The sequence below is a fragment of the Pseudoalteromonas sp. SWXJ133 genome (assembly GCF_015864365.1).
GTDB classification, from domain to species: Bacteria; Pseudomonadota; Gammaproteobacteria; order Enterobacterales; family Alteromonadaceae; genus Pseudoalteromonas; species Pseudoalteromonas arctica.
Genome location: NZ_JADYXJ010000003.1, coordinates 1 through 16,566, shown reverse-complemented (window position 1 = coordinate 16,566; position 16,566 = coordinate 1). Strand labels below are relative to the sequence as shown.

Here is a 16,566-nt window from a genome sequence, read left to right as displayed (position 1 = left end):
AATTGCTTTACTCGTTATAAATTTTTGATTAGCTATAACCTAAACGTAGCGCTATAAACTCCGCGAGTTTATCTACAGCATGGTCAGATTCGCCCGAGCTTTTAATTAAACTAATACCAATATTGCCAAGAGTGGGTAAATGTTTGGTTTGAACTTGATAATTAAGCTCGCTAGGTACTGTGCTTTTAGCAAGTACCGTAATGCCTAAGCCTTCTTTTAATGCCGCAATAAGGCCGGTTAAATCGGCGTTGCTGTATACGATACGGTATTTTATGCCCGCACTTTTTAATGCATCAATTGCACGGCGACGATAAATACACCCCTCTGGTGCGGTAACTAGCGTAACCACATCGTTTTGCGCAAGTGATAGGTCGCCCACCCACACTAATTCGTCTTGCATAAAAATAGGAAACTTATCAGAGTTGAGCCGCTCATTTAGTGCAAGTACTAAATCGAACTGATCTTGCCTTGAGGCCGAAAGCAAATGCTTACTTAAACGCGATTTAACTTCTAACGACACCTCAGGATAGAGCGCCACAAAGTCGCCAATAATAGAAGGTAAAATACGCGCTGCAAATTCGCTCGGAATGCCCAAGCGCACTTTACCTGCAATGTTCTCTGAGGTGAACTGCTGCAAAATAGCATCGTTGTGTTGCATCATTTGTTTTGCCATTGGCAATAATAGCTCGCCGTACTGATTTAATACTTGGCGCTGTCCTTGTTTTTTAAATAGTTTATAGCCAAGCACGTCTTCTAGGCGCTTTATTTGCAAACTGACTGCAGGTTGCGACAGGCCAAGTAAATCGCCTGCTTTAGCAAAGCCACCTATTTCAACTACCATCACAAAAGTACGTAAACCGTCGGTTGATATGTTTTTCATATTTAAAATTACAATTTATATGGCTATATATATAAGTATTATTTATCAATTGATAAAAAATTACAATTTGTTGTTGGTCGGCGTGGGCAATATACTTTTATAATCGAAAATACACAGGTGTTTGTTATGACTTTTAACCCAATAATGTTTGCCCGCCACAGCAACGCAAGTAGTGCGGTTACTAACGCTTTGCAAACTAACAACAATCACGTTGTAATGGATTTTAGTGGCACCGAAACCAGTGTATTTTTAAGCACTATTTTAGGCCTTGATTTAACTAAGCTTACCGCCAGCGGTTTAGGCTTAAAGGGCACGCTTGATGGCGACTATAATTCTGACTACAGCTTTGCTGTTTATTACTTTAGCGAAACCGCCTTTAGATTCGTACTGCCACACAACGCAAGCCTTCAACTACAAGCACTTATAAACGAGCAACAGCTACGTTTTGATATTGATTATGTAGTACGCACCGACCTAGCAAGCTTTATTTTAAGTGGCGACAACGCGTTTGATACTCTAGTAAATGCTTTTAAATTAACACCAGGTTTGCGCCTTTCTGACGCGCAACTATGCTACGGTGCGCAAAGTGGTGATGTATTTATTACCGCCATTGATAAAAACGACGAACAACACTTTGTGCTTATAGCAAAAACGCCAGAGCTACAAAAATGGCAAAGCTACATGCAAGCGCAAGGTTTTGCACTTATGCATAGTGAAGCCGCATAACGAATACAAACAACAGGTGAACATAACAATGTTTACCTGTTTTTAATTGCGATTAAGCAATTAAAGTCTATTTAAGCCACGCCCTAAACAGGGTTAATTTAAACGTGAAGGAATGTTATGACTTCTAAAACTGTACTACATGCTAAGCACCTAGAAGCGGGCGCTAAAATGGTTGATTTTCATGGCTGGGAAATGCCAATCAACTACGGCTCACAAATAGAAGAACACAATAGCGTGCGTACCGACGCAGGTATGTTTGACGTATCACACATGACTATTGTTGATATTGAAGGGCCTCAAGCACAAGCATTTTTACGTAAGCTAGTAGCTAACGACGTTGCAAAATTAACCGTACCAGGTAAAGCGCTTTACACAGGCATGCTTAACGAGCAAGGCGGTGTAATAGACGACTTAATTATTTATTTCTTTAGCGAAACCTTTTACCGCCTAGTTGTTAACTCAGCAACGCGTGAAAAAGACCTAGCGCATTTAGCTAACGTATCGAGCGACTTTGACGTAACGGTTACAGAGCGCCCTGAGTTTGCAATGATTGCAGTACAAGGCCCTAACGCTAAAGCAAAAACAGCCACTCTTTTAAATGCTGAGCAACAAGCAGCTGTTGAAGGTATGAAGCCGTTTTTTGGTGTTCAAGTAGGTGATTTATTTATTGCCACAACGGGTTATACTGGCGAAGACGGTTACGAAATAGTAGTACCGAACGACCAAGCAGCCGATTTATGGCAACAACTGCTAGACGCAGGTGTTAAGCCTGCTGGTTTAGGTGCACGCGACACGCTACGTTTAGAAGCAGGTATGAACCTTTACGGCCTAGATATGGACGAAAGCGTATCACCACTTGCAGCTAACATGGCATGGACCATTGCATGGGAACCAGAAGATCGCGACTTTATTGGCCGTGACGTACTTGTTAAGCAACGCGCAGAAAAAAGCACTGACAAACTAGTTGGCTTAGTGTTTGAAGAAAAAGGCGTTTTGCGTAGCGGTTCTAAAGTAATTGTTGACGGTGGGATAGGTATTATTACATCAGGTACTTTTTCACCAACACTTGGTTTTAGTGTAGCCCTTGCACGTGTACCACGTTCAACAGGCGATACAGCTCAAGTAGAAATGCGTAAAAAATTAGTAAACGTTAAAGTAGTAAAGCCTAGCTTTGTACGTAACGGTAAATCAATAATTTAAATAATTTGGTTATACCAATCACAATAATTATTGTGATTGGTATCCTCCCAATATAAACCAAAGGACAAATAAAATGAGCAACATTCCTAGCGAGTTAAAATACGCACCTTCACACGAGTGGGTTCGCAGTGAAGGCGACGGTACATTTACTGTTGGTATTTCTGAGCATGCACAAGAACTTCTTGGCGACATGGTATTTGTTGAATTACCAGAAGTTGGCGACGAAGTAGACGCTGGCGAAGACTGTGCAGTAGCAGAGTCAGTTAAAGCAGCATCAGACATTTACGCACCTATCAGTGGCGAAATTGTTGCTATTAACGAAGAGCTTGAAGATTCACCAGAAACGGTAAATAGTGACTCTTACGGCGACGGTTGGTTATTCCGTATTAAAGCATCTGACGAGTCTGAGCTAGACAACTTATTAGACGCTGAAGGTTACTCGCACACTATCGACGAAGAATAATCATTTTTTGAAGATAACTAAAAGCCCCGTTTAATGTATAAAAATGGGGCTTTTATGATTTTACAGCTCACCACCCCATACTGAGTGAACTGTTAAATCGTCAAATATTTTAATTAATGCTAGTTACCCATTAGCATTTAGGATCATAGGAATCTGGATTCATGTCAAACGCCAAATCTCTTGAAGAACTAGAGCAAAAGCAAGATTTTATTCGCCGCCATATTGGGCCAAGCCCAGCACAAGTAAGCGATATGCTAAGTGCTTTAGAAGTATCGAGTGTGCAAGAGCTCATTGACCAAACTGTACCGGCTAGCATTCGTCTAGAACAACCGCTAACAGTTGGCGAAAGCCGTACTGAAGTTGAAACACTAAGCTACCTAAAATCAGTAGCCAGCAAAAATAAAGTTTTCAAATCGTACATTGGCCAAGGCTACCACCCAACTAACGTACCGCACGTAATTTTACGTAACGTACTAGAAAATCCAGGTTGGTATACAGCGTACACACCGTATCAGCCAGAGATTGCTCAAGGGCGTTTAGAATCATTATTAAACTTCCAAACTATGACCCTAGATTTAACCGGTCTTGATTTAGCAAGCGCATCACTACTTGACGAATCAACAGCCGCTGCAGAGGCTATGGGCCTTGCAAAACGCGTATCAAAAGCTAAAAAAGCCAATGCCTTTTTTATTGCAGACGACGTACACACACAAACAATCGACGTAGTAACAACGCGTGCCGAGCAGTTTGGTTTTGAAATAATTGTAGGTAAAGCAGAAGATGCCGTTAACTTTGATATTTTTGGCGCATTGTTCCAATACCCAACTACATCAGGCGAAGTGGTAGACATAACAGACCTAATTGCTGGCGTACAAAGCAAGAAGGCCATTGCCTGTGTTGCTGCCGACATAATGAGTTTATTACTATTAAAAGCACCGGGTAAACTAGGCGCAGACGTAGTACTTGGTTCGGCTCAACGTTTTGGCGTACCTATGGGTTACGGCGGTCCACACGCTGCATTTTTTGCAACACGTGACGCATACAAACGTTCATTACCAGGTCGTATTATTGGTGTATCTAAAGACCGTTTAGGTAACGACGCACTACGTATGGCAATGCAAACGCGCGAACAACATATTCGCCGCGACAAAGCCAACTCAAACATTTGTACAGCGCAGGTATTACTTGCCAACATGGCAGCGTTTTACGCGGTGTACCACGGCCCACAAGGCTTAAAAACTATCGCGCAGCGTATACATCGCTTTGCTGATATTTTAGCAAGTGGTCTTAAAGCTAAAGGCATCGCACTTAAGCACAGCACGTGGTTTGATACGCTAACAGTAGTAAGCGACAGCAAAAACGACGTAACAGCACGTGCAATTGCAAAAGGCGTAAACTTTGCTACAAACCACGAAGGCGAGTACTCAATTTCGGTATCAGAGACAACAACACGTGCCGATGTAGCTGAGTTATTCGATATTATTTTAGGCGAAGGCCATGGCCTAAGTGTTGACACTATTGCAGCCGACGTTGAAACAAATGGCAGTGAGTCAATTCCTGCAAGTTTAGTACGTGATGACGAAGTACTAACGCATCCAAACTTTAACAGCTACCACAGCGAAACAGACATGCTTCGCTACATTAAGCGACTAGAAAGCAAAGACTTATCGCTTAATCACTCAATGATCTCGTTAGGCTCATGTACCATGAAACTAAACGCGACCGCCGAGATGATCCCAATTACGTGGCCTGAGTTTGCAAACCTTCACCCATTCTGCCCGCTAGACCAAGCAGAAGGTTACCAAATAATGATTGGCGAGCTACACGACTGGCTAGTAAACATTACCGGTTACGATGCAGTATCACTACAGCCAAACTCTGGCGCACAAGGTGAATACGCAGGCTTAATCGCGATTCGTAAATACCACGAGTCACGCGGCGATGCACACCGTAATGTATGTTTAATCCCAAGCTCTGCGCACGGTACTAACCCTGCATCAGCGCAAATGGCAAGCATGAAAATTGTGGTAGTTAACTGCGACAAAAACGGTAACGTAGACATGGTTGACCTTAAAGCGAAAGCTGAGGAAGTGTCTGAAAACTTATCGTGTATCATGATCACATACCCGTCTACGCATGGCGTATACGAAGAAACAATTCGCGAAATTTGTGACATTATTCATGAGCACGGCGGCCAAGTTTACATGGACGGCGCAAACATGAACGCGCAAGTTGGCGTAACAAGCCCAGGCTTTATTGGCTCAGACGTATCGCACTTAAACTTGCATAAAACATTTTGTATTCCACACGGTGGCGGTGGTCCAGGTGTTGGCCCAATTGGTGTTAAATCGCATCTTGCGCCATTTATGCCAAACCATAGCGTAATTAACGTACCAGGTACTAACATTGGTAACGGTGCGGTATCGGCAGCGCCTTACGGCTCAGCCGCTATTTTACCTATTTCATGGGCTTACATCACCATGATGGGCAGCGAGGGCTTAAAACAAGCCACTGAAATGGCAATCGTTAATGCTAACTACTTAACGCATGAGCTAAGCAAGCACTTCCCAATTTTATACCGTGGTCGTAACAACCGTGTTGCTCACGAATGTATTGTTGACCTACGCCCGCTTAAAGAGCAATCAGGCATTACTGAAATGGACGTAGCTAAGCGCTTGCAAGACTACGGCTTCCATTCACCTACTATGTCGTTTCCAGTAGCTGGTACATTAATGATTGAGCCAACTGAGTCTGAATCAAAAGGTGAGATTGACCGCTTTATCGAAGCAATGGTGTCAATTAAAGGCGAAATTGAAAAAGTAATCTCTGGCGAATGGTCAATCGAAAACAACCCGCTAGTGTTTGCACCGCATACACAAGGCGACGTGTTAGGTAACGAATGGGACCGCGCATACGATCGTTTTTACGCTGCATTCCCAGTGCCTGCAGTAGCTAAAAACAAGTTTTGGCCAACCGTTACACGTATAGACGACGTATACGGCGACCGTAACTTAGTGTGTGCTTGCCCACCGGTTGATACTTACCGCGACTAATAGCAGAGACTGATTTTTGACCTTTAATGGGTAGTAAGTCCCGTTATAGTTTGGGAATTTATCAAAATTATAAAAGCCGTTGCAGCAATGCAACGGCTTTTTTTTGTGTGGTGATTCCCCATAAATAATATGGGCGTAGGTTGGGTAGAGTGAAACGAAACCCAACGAATCACAAATATACTTACTCGCTTAAAAGCCAAGAGTATGTGTTATTTATCGTAGGCGTTTAGCTTGCTGACGCGCGGGCGGCAGCCTTAAAGTTATAAATAACATTGTGCGACTGTAGCCTTTGGGCTACATTTGGTCAGTAAGTTGAATAAATTGGAGTAATTACTATGACGCTACAAACATCAGATTTTAATCCGTTTGACTATATGGAAACACAGCAAGAAATTAATACATTTTTAGAAGAGTGTTTAGCTGATGACGATCCAAATACCTTTATTGAAGCACTTGGCTTATTAGTTAAAAAACATGGCGTGAGTGATATTGCTAAAGCAACGGGGTTAAACCGTGAAAGCTTATATAAAGCAGTTAACGGTAAAACCAAGCCACGTTGGGAAACTATTTTTAAAGTGATGAAAGCACTTAACTTTCGCCTTACAACACAAGTTGCATAGGCTGGGTAGAGTGAAACGAAGTCCAACAAATCACAACTATACTTACTCGCTCACAAACCAAGAGTATATGTTATTAGTTGTAGGCGTACAGCTTGCTGACGCGCGGGCGATAGCCCGAATAAGTATTTGAATTTACCGATAACGCGAATACGTTGGGCATTTCTATAAATTAGAAACCTTATTCAAGGTTTTGTCGCACTGGCGACGGCAGCCAAAGAGGGGCTGCCGCTGGTCCCTCTCTGGACACTCTCAGCGCACCCGAGCATCACGCTATTTCCTTCAAATAATTAATTGATGTGAACGTAAACGCCATGAAAGCACATCCATGTGCAAGCATGGCTTTCATTTCATCCATGAAATAAATTACTAATCAATTACTTATTTTCAGGGCGTGATGACCGGGGGAGGGTGTTAAACGTGAGGTTGGTGTTTGGTCTTAGATAAATACAAGATTTATCAGCTAACACCTTAATGTATGAAGTCGAGATTTAACCCCTTTTTAATTCCAATGAAATATATTAATAAAAATACGCCAATACAAAAATAAAAATTTCTCAGCGAGTTACATAACTGACGGTTAGTCATTTTCTTTGTAAATTACTTGTCACCCAATACAGGGTTAATTCATTTCGGAGAAAATTATGTCTAAGTCAAAATCTAATCAAGCACCTATGACCACAAAAGCTGTTGCTCGTATTCAAAGTGGTGAGGCAAAAGCAAATGGCGGCCAAGTTTCATCAAAAGGCTTTGCTGCAAGAGCAGCTCGTGCTGCCGCTAATAATAACAAAAACGATTAAGGAGTCAGGACTAGGAAGTTGTTGACTTCCTAGTCCTTTATTTTGATTATGTCTGCATATAGTAAAGATAAAGAAATTAGTAAGTTGGTAAAACACTTAATTAAATCTGGTTGGGTGTTCAAACAAGGAAAGAAGCACGGCTTGATATATGCGCCTAAAGGTGGTCGCATTGCAGTTCCTTGTACGCCGAGTGATAGACGCTCACATCTTAACTTTAAACGAAACCTTAAAAGAATTATGACAATGGAAGTTGATTATGCTTAAAGAAAAGCGCCAACCATTTATGACACCTGTTGAAATAGTACGCATTATCGCGAGTGCAATAGGAGTTAAAGCATCGAATAAACAGCTAGACACTTTTGCTTTCAAATATGACCAGCCCTACACCTTAGCTTCAAATTTATTCAAGGAATCTATTTCAGTTCCTCTATCTAAGTTCATCAATAAAGGCTTTTCTAAAAAATTAGAAGCTAAATTTGAATCAATGATGCGGGAATATATTGAATTGGTAAACTCAACTTCTATGGACGGTATAACCAGAGTAGAGACTGAAGCAATTCTTACCCGGTGGATCCTCGATACAATTGCTGTTGAATTCAATCTTTTTATGGGAAAAGTAATTGAGGGACCAAATTATTTAATGAGAAATAACCCTCATCCTAATGGGATAACCCAGGCGTTTGATTGGTTATCTTCAAATATTGAGTGGTGGGATAGCTTTCTTAAATTTATTCCAAAAGAAAAGCGTCATCGCTTCAAGCTTTGGAAAAGTAATGATGAACTGCCAAAGCTAATTAATATAACAAATATTTCAGATTACCTTCCTAATTCTGAAGTAGAGGGGTATGAATGGGAAAAGATTAAAGTTGTTATTTTAGCAGCCCGTTTTATCGATAATTTACAGCGAAATTATGCCGATATTTACCCAGAGCAATTAGTCAATGTTGATGTACTGAGCTTAAGTCAAGTTGAACAATATATATGGCATTTAAAGAGTAGCAATCAAGTTTGGCTCAAATTGCTAGGGGAGCAAGGGCTAGAGATAGATTACATTTTTTATAAAAAGGGTGAAAATAAAGAACTTTCTGATGCAGATCGAAAACAGTGCTCAAAAACGTTGATTGACGAGCTTGAAGTCTCAACTTTTAAGCACCCCAAATTTAATATGGGATATTGGCTGAGCTGGTATCGCGCTCGATGGCATGCTCTGAATGGGGAGCTTAAAGAAGCAAATAGCCATTTTAAAGCAACGTTTGAACAAGCTTTATTTTTTGCTGGGCCATCGATACCTGAAATTATTAAAGAAGCCCTTAGTATTGCTTCTAGCCTTAAACCTACACCAGATAAAGCTTTCATTAAAAGGTTGAAAAACTCTGCAATCCTATTTGGTATTGAGATACCTTTGCATAAGGAAAATAAAAACCAATTAAAAGCTAATCGCTTTGATAGTGTTGTTGAAGATTGGGAATTAAAATTATATGCAGCAACATTTCATAAGCATTTTCCACCGGCTTTACAGTTTAATGTCAGTTCCTCAACTGAGGCACAACGGATAGGACCATTACTTAGTTTTTTTGAGCAAAGCATTAAGCCAAACTTCCGAAGCCCAAATAAAAAAATAGTGGTTGGGGATACCTGGGGTAAGCAGATGCCTCAAATAGTCTACTTTTCATGGATGAATTGCGTGGAAACAGTGTCTCAGTTGATTAATAAAGGTGTAAATGTAAATGCACTATCTGATTCCGATGAATCTGCATTACTTTTTTCTATCTTGCAAATGGATGTACTGGATCATGGTTCAAGCATGGACGATAGGTTATTTAAGTTAATAAGCTCTATTAAACATCGTGAAGGTGTTGTTAATACGAAAACATCCAAAAAAGAATTATTACCTCTAGTATGTGCCGTTGATACAGGCAGGCCAGAAGTCGTAGCCAAGGTCATAGAAATGGGAGCAAACGTTAACTTTAGAGGGAATACTGATAAACAATCAGCACTCTTCGCAACTTTATGTAAAATCGGAATTATAAAAAGACCAGAGGTTTGGAAGGACTTGATAAAAAATCATCCTCTGAACGATGAATTACTAGACACTTTAAAGCGACATTCTAACGGCCTAATGGGGGCTACTCTGGATGAAGTTAAAAGAAATTATGAGAAACAATTACAAGATCCAAACTTTCAAAAAATCACAGATTCAGGGCATAACTTGATGGCAGATAGAGTTAAAGAGTTTATGACATTAGATGGCATGAGAAAAATAGCCCAATTGCTCATAAATGCAGGATCTGACGCTAATGCCGGTCATAAAACTAGGATTAATGGGTTTACACCTTTGATGCTGGCAGCTGAGCTAGATGAAGTTGAATTATTTGAAGCTATGATTCAGAAAAACGGAGATCCACTAATAACTGCTGAGCATCCTGAAACAGGGAGGCCATTAGATTGTAAGCATATTGCTTTTGCTCATCAATCAAATAAAGTATTAAGGTACTTAGTTTTACAACAGAAATGAGCATAAACGTAATATCGATTTATTGATCACAAACTTTATTAAAGATCAGTGTAAAAATTAGCTTTAAAATTTAGCCGCTCTAGTCACAATTTCTATTACCGCTAACCCGAAAAATTTCCATTGTAGAGTGGTGATGTATCAAAATTATAAAAGCCGTTGCAGCAATGCAACGGCTTTTTTGTGTGTGGTGATAAGTCATAAATTATATGTACGTAGGTTGGGAAGAGTGAAACGAAGCCCAACAAATCACAAATATACTTACTCGCTCAAAAGCCAAGAGTATGTGTTATTTATTGTAGGCGTTTAGCTTGCTGACGCGCGGGCGGCAGCCCGAATAAGTATTTGAATAGGTGCTTGGAATTACTATTACAGGTAACGCGAATACGTTTGGCACTTCTAGAAATTAGAAACCTTATTCAAGGTTTTGTCGCGCTGGCGACGGCAGCCAAAGAGGGGCTGCCGCTGGTCCCTCTCTGGACACTCTCAGCGCACCCGAGCATCACGCTTAATCCTTCAAACCACAATTGATGTGAACGTAAACGGCAAAGATAGGCCATCCATGGCCTAGTTTCGCCTTATCGCGCATCCATGCGCGACATTACTCATCAATTACTTATTTTCAGGGCGTGATGACGGGGAAGGGTTTTAAACGTGAGGTTAGTGTTCGGTCTTAGCAAGAAACAAGACCTGACCCTCTGTATTTGATCTCTTTATTTTTCTCAACCCTGTTAAGGTTTGCGCCAGAGTGCCAAGTTTTAGAAGGAGTGAATTTTAAACTGGATTAAAAATTTAGTTATATGCTTTACAGAACAACCAAAAAGTTAAGCCAAATAAAACAAGTGCAATAAATATAGAAAAGCCTAATTTTAATAGCACTTTTGTTTCTGCACTTAAAATCTCTTCTTTTGCTTTGCGAATATCAGCAGCTTCATCTTCAAAATTTACTGCTAGTTGATCAAATACACTAACATATTCTTTTTTAAGTATTTCTAGGTTTGAGTACTGGCTGTATAGGCTGAATACTAAGATCACGACAAGAGAAGCCACTGTGACTAACACAGTCACATTTTTTGCAAACTCCATACTACCAAAGGTACTTGGTTCAATCTGTGTTGTTGCAAACCAAATACCAGCAGGTAGAGATAACAGTTTCGTCGCAACATTATCAAATTTATCATATACTTTATTGATATATTCAGAACGTTTTTCTTGATATTCTTTTCTAACCTTATCAAAGGTATAGTTTTCAACATAACCTTGGTAGCTCAGTTGGACATTAAATATTAACGAACTCAAATGTTGTATCAAATAACTAAAACGTTTTTTAACATCAACATCTTTTAAGAAGCTCACCAATTCCTTGCAAAGTAAACAAGTAATTGCTTCCTTATGTAAATCTTTATTTAGTATTTTATTTAATACCTCAAGATCAATAGCGTGCTCTAAGTCTGATTCTGAGAGTGTAAAATCAAAAGTTAAGGCTCTTTCATAAAATATAGTTCGTTCGCCACCTTCAGTTTCATTAGCTAGTTTTTGTATTAATTGAAAAACTTTGCTTATATTTTGATAATTGGTAAATTTGTCTGAACTTGAGTTGTCAGAAATACACTCACCAGTTGCGGTAAAGAACACGCTCTCAACGGGTGCTTTCACTGAGTCTTCATATGAAAGTAAATCGTCCCAATCCAGACAAACCACAAAGTTAGAATGAATTTTTTTTGTTTCTAAATCAACGTTACACAAAACATCATCTGCAAGAAATTTTTCATTAATTGAATCTAAATCTTGCGGACCGATAGGCTTATTACCTTTTAAAAACTCATATGTTCCAGAAGTTAGTCCAGCATTTTCTAATCGACGTAAGTCTTCAACGATCTCATCTGTTAAATGAAGAAAGCCTTCAATAGAATTACTATCAGCTTGTAAATCTTCTAGCTGACTGAATATCTTACTGTATGTTTCTGTTATTTTTGAGCTCATTCTTTATCTAGATCTTTCTTTCTGGCAGCAAGCTCTTCTTCAAGAGCTGTTTTTAGAGATATTGGAATTTCTTTTATAGAAAGAACTCCGTCTTTGTATTCAACTTCTCTGCCGAGCATATCACTATCAAAACTAATAGCGATACCGTTACCACGGCCTGATATCTTTTTATATGCTCTTAAACTTGCTTTATGAATTGCAATATCTTCAGGTAAATTGAAGTTCTCTCGTGCCTCTTTTACAAACTCTTCAGGCTGATCAGGAAAAACTCTATTCGCAATTTGGCTCAATAATATTTGATTACCTTCTTTTTGCTGTTCAGTAATAAAGTCGTGTGCAGTATTAACTTTTCCAGATATTTGATCTTCAGTAAATTCATAATTATTTGTTGCAAAAGTACGTATAGCTTTTTTTAGTTCTTTGGTTTCATGCTTAGCAGCTTCTTTGTCTCGTTGACAGCCAATAAATTCCTCAAAGTAATCTCGTACTTCAACGGCTAAACCAGTTCTGAATCGAATGTACCTTGAATTCATTTCTGTTTGCCATTGAGTAAGGTTAATCGCTGCCCCTAAGTGCAGTTTTTTTAAGTCTAGTACTTGGCTAGCAATAACATCTAGTTTTTTTGAAACATCAATACCGTCTGTTTTATTTAATATAGCTACAGCAAGCCAGTTATTACCTCTTGTTTCATATTGATAAAAAACCAAAAAGCCACCTTTTACTGAAGTTAATTGCTTACTTACTAGAATGCTTTCAAAGCGTTTTGATAGTTCTTTAGTAAGACCTGCAAAATCAGCACATTCGGCATCATCATCATAATATTTTTTTAATTTTTGCTCAAAAACAGGCTGAGCTTCTTTATCATCAAGTACTTGAAATTCACCGATACTGAGACTTGCATTGCTAAATAGGTCTAGCAAATCCTCAGTTAATACAGCCGCCAGCCCGTCAATGTTATTCTCGGTATCTCGAAGTTGAACTGTTAGTTTCTCACCTGTCTTGTCACGTCTAACTTGATGAATAATTACGTTTTTGATTGCCATTGTTATACCTTATTTATTTTTATTAGATTTATTTTCTTATGAAATATTGAACAGTACTGAGTCCAGTACTGATATGGTCTAAAAAGCACTCAGAGAAGGTTGTACCATCATAGGCACATAGCTATTTTTAGCTTTTAATTCTAAAAATAAAAGCTTCCTAGTGCCGCTGTCGTACTGTTCCCAGTGCTTAAAGTGGTTAACAACCTTAACAGATTCGGGATCTTTCCATGACCTAGTTTGTTTTACTTGCTTTAAGCATTGGTTAACTAGTTGGCAGGGGTTCGCTGTAGCATTACTTTTGCCCGATTGTAGTTTGACTATTTGGACATCAGCACTACAAGGCTGAACACTGAATGTGATTACATCGTTTACAGTGTATTTGTATACTTGTGCTGCGTTGAGTTGGGCACTCATTATTAGTGCAAATAATAAAATCCGTTTCACTTAAAATCCTTTTAAATAGTTGTTTATAAATCAGTATTACAAATATTCCCCCATCCACACAACTCGGCCAACTATGTGTAGTTGTTCTAAGCTTTCTTGTGGTACGAGTTGAGCCTCGTAGATTGGGTTGTCTGACAGTATTTAATACCGCCTTTAAATTTTTTTGTAGGCGCTTTACCAGTAGGTAACTAGCTAAGTCTATAACATAAATGTCATTTTAAAAATACCTGTAGGGCACCCATTAGAAAAAACCAATGAGGTCGCCCAATAGAAAGTTACGGTTAAGCAGACGGCTGTGTTTTCTTGAACTCTTTATTCGAAAAGGCCAAGTAGTAATCACGTCGATTTGTATCAATATGCACCTCTGCTTTCGCCTCAGTCGTCGCTTAGTACCAATATCAGCCCAAACTATAAATATCTTGAAATTATACTTTTAATCTCTATTATTGACATCAACAACACCCCTCCCGCTATCCGTAAGCTCAGCGCCCTGCGAGGGGTTAATTATTTTTATAGCATGAGAAAATAAAGGGCAATATTATTGCCCTTTATTATGCGCTTAAACTTGTTTTTATAAACTATAGCGCTACTAAGCTTTGCTCTAGCATTGCCTTTATTTGTTTTACTATTTTAGCTTCTGTTTCAGGTTCGAATTGTTGTATACGTGGGGTGTGAATATGCCCTGTAGGTATACTTGAATTAAGCGCATCGCGCAGGCGAATACTTCGGTACGATATTTCGTTAGATAGGTAACCACCACCGCCGCCATTAACCGCAATATTATTTTTAAGCTCGCCGTACGAACCTGCTTTATAGGTTTTTTCAAGCGTGGTGACTTCATGATTGTCGATAATTTTATAAGGGCCTTTGGCGTTTTGCATGTAACTTACAGGCAAGCTAAATTTTACAAACTCGTTGCCTGGAAGTGGTCGGCCATTAAGTTTTGGTATCACTGGGCTTGTTTGCGTTCCGCCAAACACAATATTGGCATTATCGGGGGCGGTTACACTGCGACGTTTACCCGGGAAATGCTCTAAATCAAATTCTGTTCTGCCCATACTTACAGTTACTACCATGTCTACATTATTAAGTGCGTAGTAGGGGGCAAGTAGTGACTCTATTATGCCTTGATCGAAGTCTTCGTAGCGCACCGGCACCATAACGGTATTAATTTCTGCGCTCACGCCGTTGTAATTAATAACTTGGCCGTCGAGTAATAACGCCGCAACACCTGAGGGGTTACTTTGGTTTATGTTTCTATCGAGTAAAAATGGGTCAAAGCCCGTAAGTAATATTTTTTTAGTGCTGCCTGATGAAAAAGTGAGGTCGGTACGGCCTCTGCTGCCTTCCTCAAGTAGGGTTAGTAAAGTATTTAGTTGAGCCTGCGTAATTGAAAATTTAGGCGATGTTGTGCGTATTACTTTGCTTGAAAGCAGGCGTGCCCAGTAGAGCTCGCGGTCGTCGTAATTATTGGTTTTTACTATGCGTTGCTTTGCGTTTTCCCACAGTTCAAAGCTAAAGCTTTGTACTAATATTTTTGCACTTTTAAAGTCGTTTAATTCTTTAAATTGTTGCTCAAAACTTGATACTTGTGGGGTAAATGCATTTAAAACATTTGGCATTGTCGATTGGGCTTTGTTGATGCGCTGTTCTTCAACAGTTAAAGGATTACTTAAAGCAGCGAATGAAGAGGCAATTAAGCTGGTCGCTAATAATACTTTGATCATAATATTCCTAATATAAGGCTATTGTTTTATATGTAATTTACTATCCTACTATTGCTAACTTAGGGCAACCAATTAACGTTGAATCGACTGAAATTTGCTTTTGCCGAGCATTCGTTTTGTTTAACAGGCCAATTAGCATTATCGGCTAATAAAAACCCCTGAGTCGAAATTGACCTTTATGGGTTCTACTTTCGGTCCTAATAAAAAGTAAAAAGCCGTTGCAGTAATGCAGCGGCTTTCCGTTGTGGTTTTATGCGCTTCGGTAATACGAGCGTAAGCTAAAATATAGTTTTAAACCTTTCTAATTAATCATCAGGCCCTTTGAGCGTAAATTTTAAATGTTTACGCATATCTTTTAAAATAACGCCTTTTTTAAGCATTGCGCCGCTTAAACGCTTTTGCCATTTTAATAAATCAGGCTCTGCGGCTTTTAATGCTTGCTCGTTTTCAAACTGAAAGCACAGCAGTAGTGTACTTGGAAATAAGTGATATTGAACATCAAACCAGCATTGCAGCATGCCTGGGAGCTCAGCGCGGCCTTGTTCTTCTAATTTTTCAGCAGTATTAAGTACAAGTGCTTGCTGCTTTATTTGCACTGCAGAGAGTTTTTTCATTATTAAAATCCAAGTTAGCGGCTAAAAAATGCAGCCGGAATGCGTGCATTATACGCAAGCTTGTAGGCAGGCAACAACTTTGAAAGGGAGTTAATACTTAATAGAGTGTATCTGCTTAAAATCTGGAGGTGATGTTGGAAGGCGCCTTTGGCTTTTCTAATTTGCGTAGGTCGGATAAGCTGCGCAGCCGTGCCATCCGACATTTCAAACTTCATCACAGGGCCTTAATTTGGACATTAATATTAACGTGTTTTAACTCTATAATTAAATAACCTTGTTTGAGGTTTTTTAAGTTGCTTGCGACAACACAGAAGTAGCTGTCGCAAGCCGCCTTTTGAGCCTCACCGTATTACGTTTAATACTTATAAGAGGTATCAATAGGGATAATGCAGATCGTTTAAGCTAATTGAACGATCTTTCAAAGGGCTCATAATAGGCTACAACAGAAGTTGTGGCCTATTTTTATGTCTGAATTTATTAAAGAATTACACCTTACTACTGAGT

15 protein-coding genes are annotated in these 16,566 nt (G+C 39.4%); 8 read left to right on the top strand and 7 right to left on the bottom strand.

Features of this window, described 5'->3' with window-relative positions; translation table 11 throughout:
• Positions 1-28 precede the first annotated feature (28 nt).
• The gene (locus tag I6F40_RS02955; protein ID WP_007579940.1) at positions 29-880 is read right to left on the bottom strand and encodes a LysR family transcriptional regulator; all 852 of its coding nucleotides are present in this window, start codon (positions 878-880) and stop codon (positions 29-31) included.
• Positions 881-1,006: 126 nt separating this feature from the next.
• Between I6F40_RS02955 and I6F40_RS02950 the strand changes: the two genes are divergently transcribed.
• The 8 genes from I6F40_RS02950 (at position 1,007) to I6F40_RS02920 (ending at position 10,254) form a co-directional block, all read left to right on the top strand.
• Positions 1,007-1,606 (top strand): hypothetical protein, encoded by a 600-nt coding sequence (locus I6F40_RS02950; RefSeq protein WP_197159609.1) that lies wholly within the window; start codon positions 1,007-1,009, stop codon positions 1,604-1,606.
• Positions 1,607-1,723: 117 nt separating this feature from the next.
• Positions 1,724-2,806: a glycine cleavage system aminomethyltransferase GcvT gene (gene gcvT / locus I6F40_RS02945; protein ID WP_121955113.1), complete on the top strand. Its 1,083-nt coding sequence runs from the start codon at positions 1,724-1,726 to the stop codon at positions 2,804-2,806.
• 73 nt (positions 2,807-2,879) lie between these two features.
• Positions 2,880-3,269 carry a glycine cleavage system protein GcvH gene (gcvH, locus tag I6F40_RS02940; protein WP_024592874.1) on the top strand — a complete coding sequence of 130 codons (390 nt, stop codon included), beginning with the start codon at positions 2,880-2,882 and terminating at the stop codon, positions 3,267-3,269.
• Positions 3,270-3,430: 161 nt separating this feature from the next.
• Positions 3,431-6,322 carry an aminomethyl-transferring glycine dehydrogenase gene (gcvP, locus tag I6F40_RS02935; protein WP_197192460.1) on the top strand — a complete coding sequence of 964 codons (2,892 nt, stop codon included), beginning with the start codon at positions 3,431-3,433 and terminating at the stop codon, positions 6,320-6,322.
• A 335-nt stretch (positions 6,323-6,657) separates the two neighbouring features.
• Entirely contained in the window at positions 6,658-6,942 is a 285-nt protein-coding gene (locus I6F40_RS02930; RefSeq protein WP_096793685.1) for an addiction module antidote protein, read from the top strand.
• A gap of 641 nt (positions 6,943-7,583) precedes the next feature.
• A complete protein-coding gene (locus I6F40_RS02925; RefSeq protein ID WP_008166284.1) occupies positions 7,584-7,739 on the top strand; it encodes a hypothetical protein in 156 nt (51 codons plus the stop codon).
• Positions 7,740-7,787: 48 nt separating this feature from the next.
• A complete protein-coding gene (locus tag I6F40_RS19650) occupies positions 7,788-8,003 on the top strand; it encodes a hypothetical protein (RefSeq protein ID WP_033017078.1) in 216 nt (71 codons plus the stop codon).
• Positions 7,996-10,254 carry an ankyrin repeat domain-containing protein gene (locus I6F40_RS02920; RefSeq protein WP_197192459.1) on the top strand — a complete coding sequence of 753 codons (2,259 nt, stop codon included), beginning with the start codon at positions 7,996-7,998 and terminating at the stop codon, positions 10,252-10,254. Before I6F40_RS19650 ends, I6F40_RS02920 begins: the two co-directional genes overlap by 8 nt.
• A gap of 789 nt (positions 10,255-11,043) precedes the next feature.
• On the opposite strand, the gene I6F40_RS02915 is transcribed toward I6F40_RS02920, so the two are convergent.
• The 6 genes from I6F40_RS02915 to I6F40_RS02890 form a co-directional block, all read right to left on the bottom strand.
• Positions 11,044-12,234 (bottom strand): hypothetical protein, encoded by a 1,191-nt coding sequence (locus tag I6F40_RS02915; protein ID WP_197192458.1) that lies wholly within the window; start codon positions 12,232-12,234, stop codon positions 11,044-11,046.
• Entirely contained in the window at positions 12,231-13,277 is a 1,047-nt protein-coding gene (locus tag I6F40_RS02910; protein ID WP_197192457.1) for a nucleoid-associated protein, read from the bottom strand. Before I6F40_RS02910 ends, I6F40_RS02915 begins: the two co-directional genes overlap by 4 nt.
• Positions 13,278-13,355: 78 nt before the next feature.
• Entirely contained in the window at positions 13,356-13,721 is a 366-nt protein-coding gene (locus I6F40_RS02905; protein ID WP_197192456.1) for a DUF4124 domain-containing protein, read from the bottom strand.
• Between the two features lie 578 nt (positions 13,722-14,299).
• A complete protein-coding gene (locus tag I6F40_RS02900) occupies positions 14,300-15,448 on the bottom strand; it encodes a hypothetical protein (RefSeq protein ID WP_197192455.1) in 1,149 nt (382 codons plus the stop codon).
• A 305-nt stretch (positions 15,449-15,753) separates the two neighbouring features.
• A complete protein-coding gene (locus I6F40_RS02895; protein WP_166377967.1) occupies positions 15,754-16,062 on the bottom strand; it encodes a hypothetical protein in 309 nt (102 codons plus the stop codon).
• 14 nt (positions 16,063-16,076) lie between these two features.
• Entirely contained in the window at positions 16,077-16,277 is a 201-nt protein-coding gene (locus I6F40_RS02890) for a hypothetical protein (RefSeq protein WP_166377969.1), read from the bottom strand.
• Positions 16,278-16,566: the final 289 nt, after the last annotated feature.

Coding starts and splice junctions, on each gene's coding strand:
- I6F40_RS02895 (WP_166377967.1), bottom strand. CDS start 16,062: ATGAAAAAACTCTCTGCAGTGCAAATAAAGCAGCAAGCACTTGTACTT.
- gcvH (WP_024592874.1), top strand. CDS start 2,880: ATGAGCAACATTCCTAGCGAGTTAAAATACGCACCTTCACACGAGTGG.
- gcvP (WP_197192460.1), top strand. CDS start 3,431: ATGTCAAACGCCAAATCTCTTGAAGAACTAGAGCAAAAGCAAGATTTT.
- I6F40_RS02920 (WP_197192459.1), top strand. CDS start 7,996: ATGCTTAAAGAAAAGCGCCAACCATTTATGACACCTGTTGAAATAGTA.
- I6F40_RS02915 (WP_197192458.1), bottom strand. CDS start 12,234: ATGAGCTCAAAAATAACAGAAACATACAGTAAGATATTCAGTCAGCTA.
- I6F40_RS02910 (WP_197192457.1), bottom strand. CDS start 13,277: ATGGCAATCAAAAACGTAATTATTCATCAAGTTAGACGTGACAAGACA.
- I6F40_RS19650 (WP_033017078.1), top strand. CDS start 7,788: ATGTCTGCATATAGTAAAGATAAAGAAATTAGTAAGTTGGTAAAACAC.
- gcvT (WP_121955113.1), top strand. CDS start 1,724: ATGACTTCTAAAACTGTACTACATGCTAAGCACCTAGAAGCGGGCGCT.
- I6F40_RS02925 (WP_008166284.1), top strand. CDS start 7,584: ATGTCTAAGTCAAAATCTAATCAAGCACCTATGACCACAAAAGCTGTT.
- I6F40_RS02930 (WP_096793685.1), top strand. CDS start 6,658: ATGACGCTACAAACATCAGATTTTAATCCGTTTGACTATATGGAAACA.
- I6F40_RS02900 (WP_197192455.1), bottom strand. CDS start 15,448: ATGATCAAAGTATTATTAGCGACCAGCTTAATTGCCTCTTCATTCGCT.
- I6F40_RS02955 (WP_007579940.1), bottom strand. CDS start 880: ATGAAAAACATATCAACCGACGGTTTACGTACTTTTGTGATGGTAGTT.
- I6F40_RS02950 (WP_197159609.1), top strand. CDS start 1,007: ATGACTTTTAACCCAATAATGTTTGCCCGCCACAGCAACGCAAGTAGT.
- I6F40_RS02890 (WP_166377969.1), bottom strand. CDS start 16,277: ATGAAGTTTGAAATGTCGGATGGCACGGCTGCGCAGCTTATCCGACCT.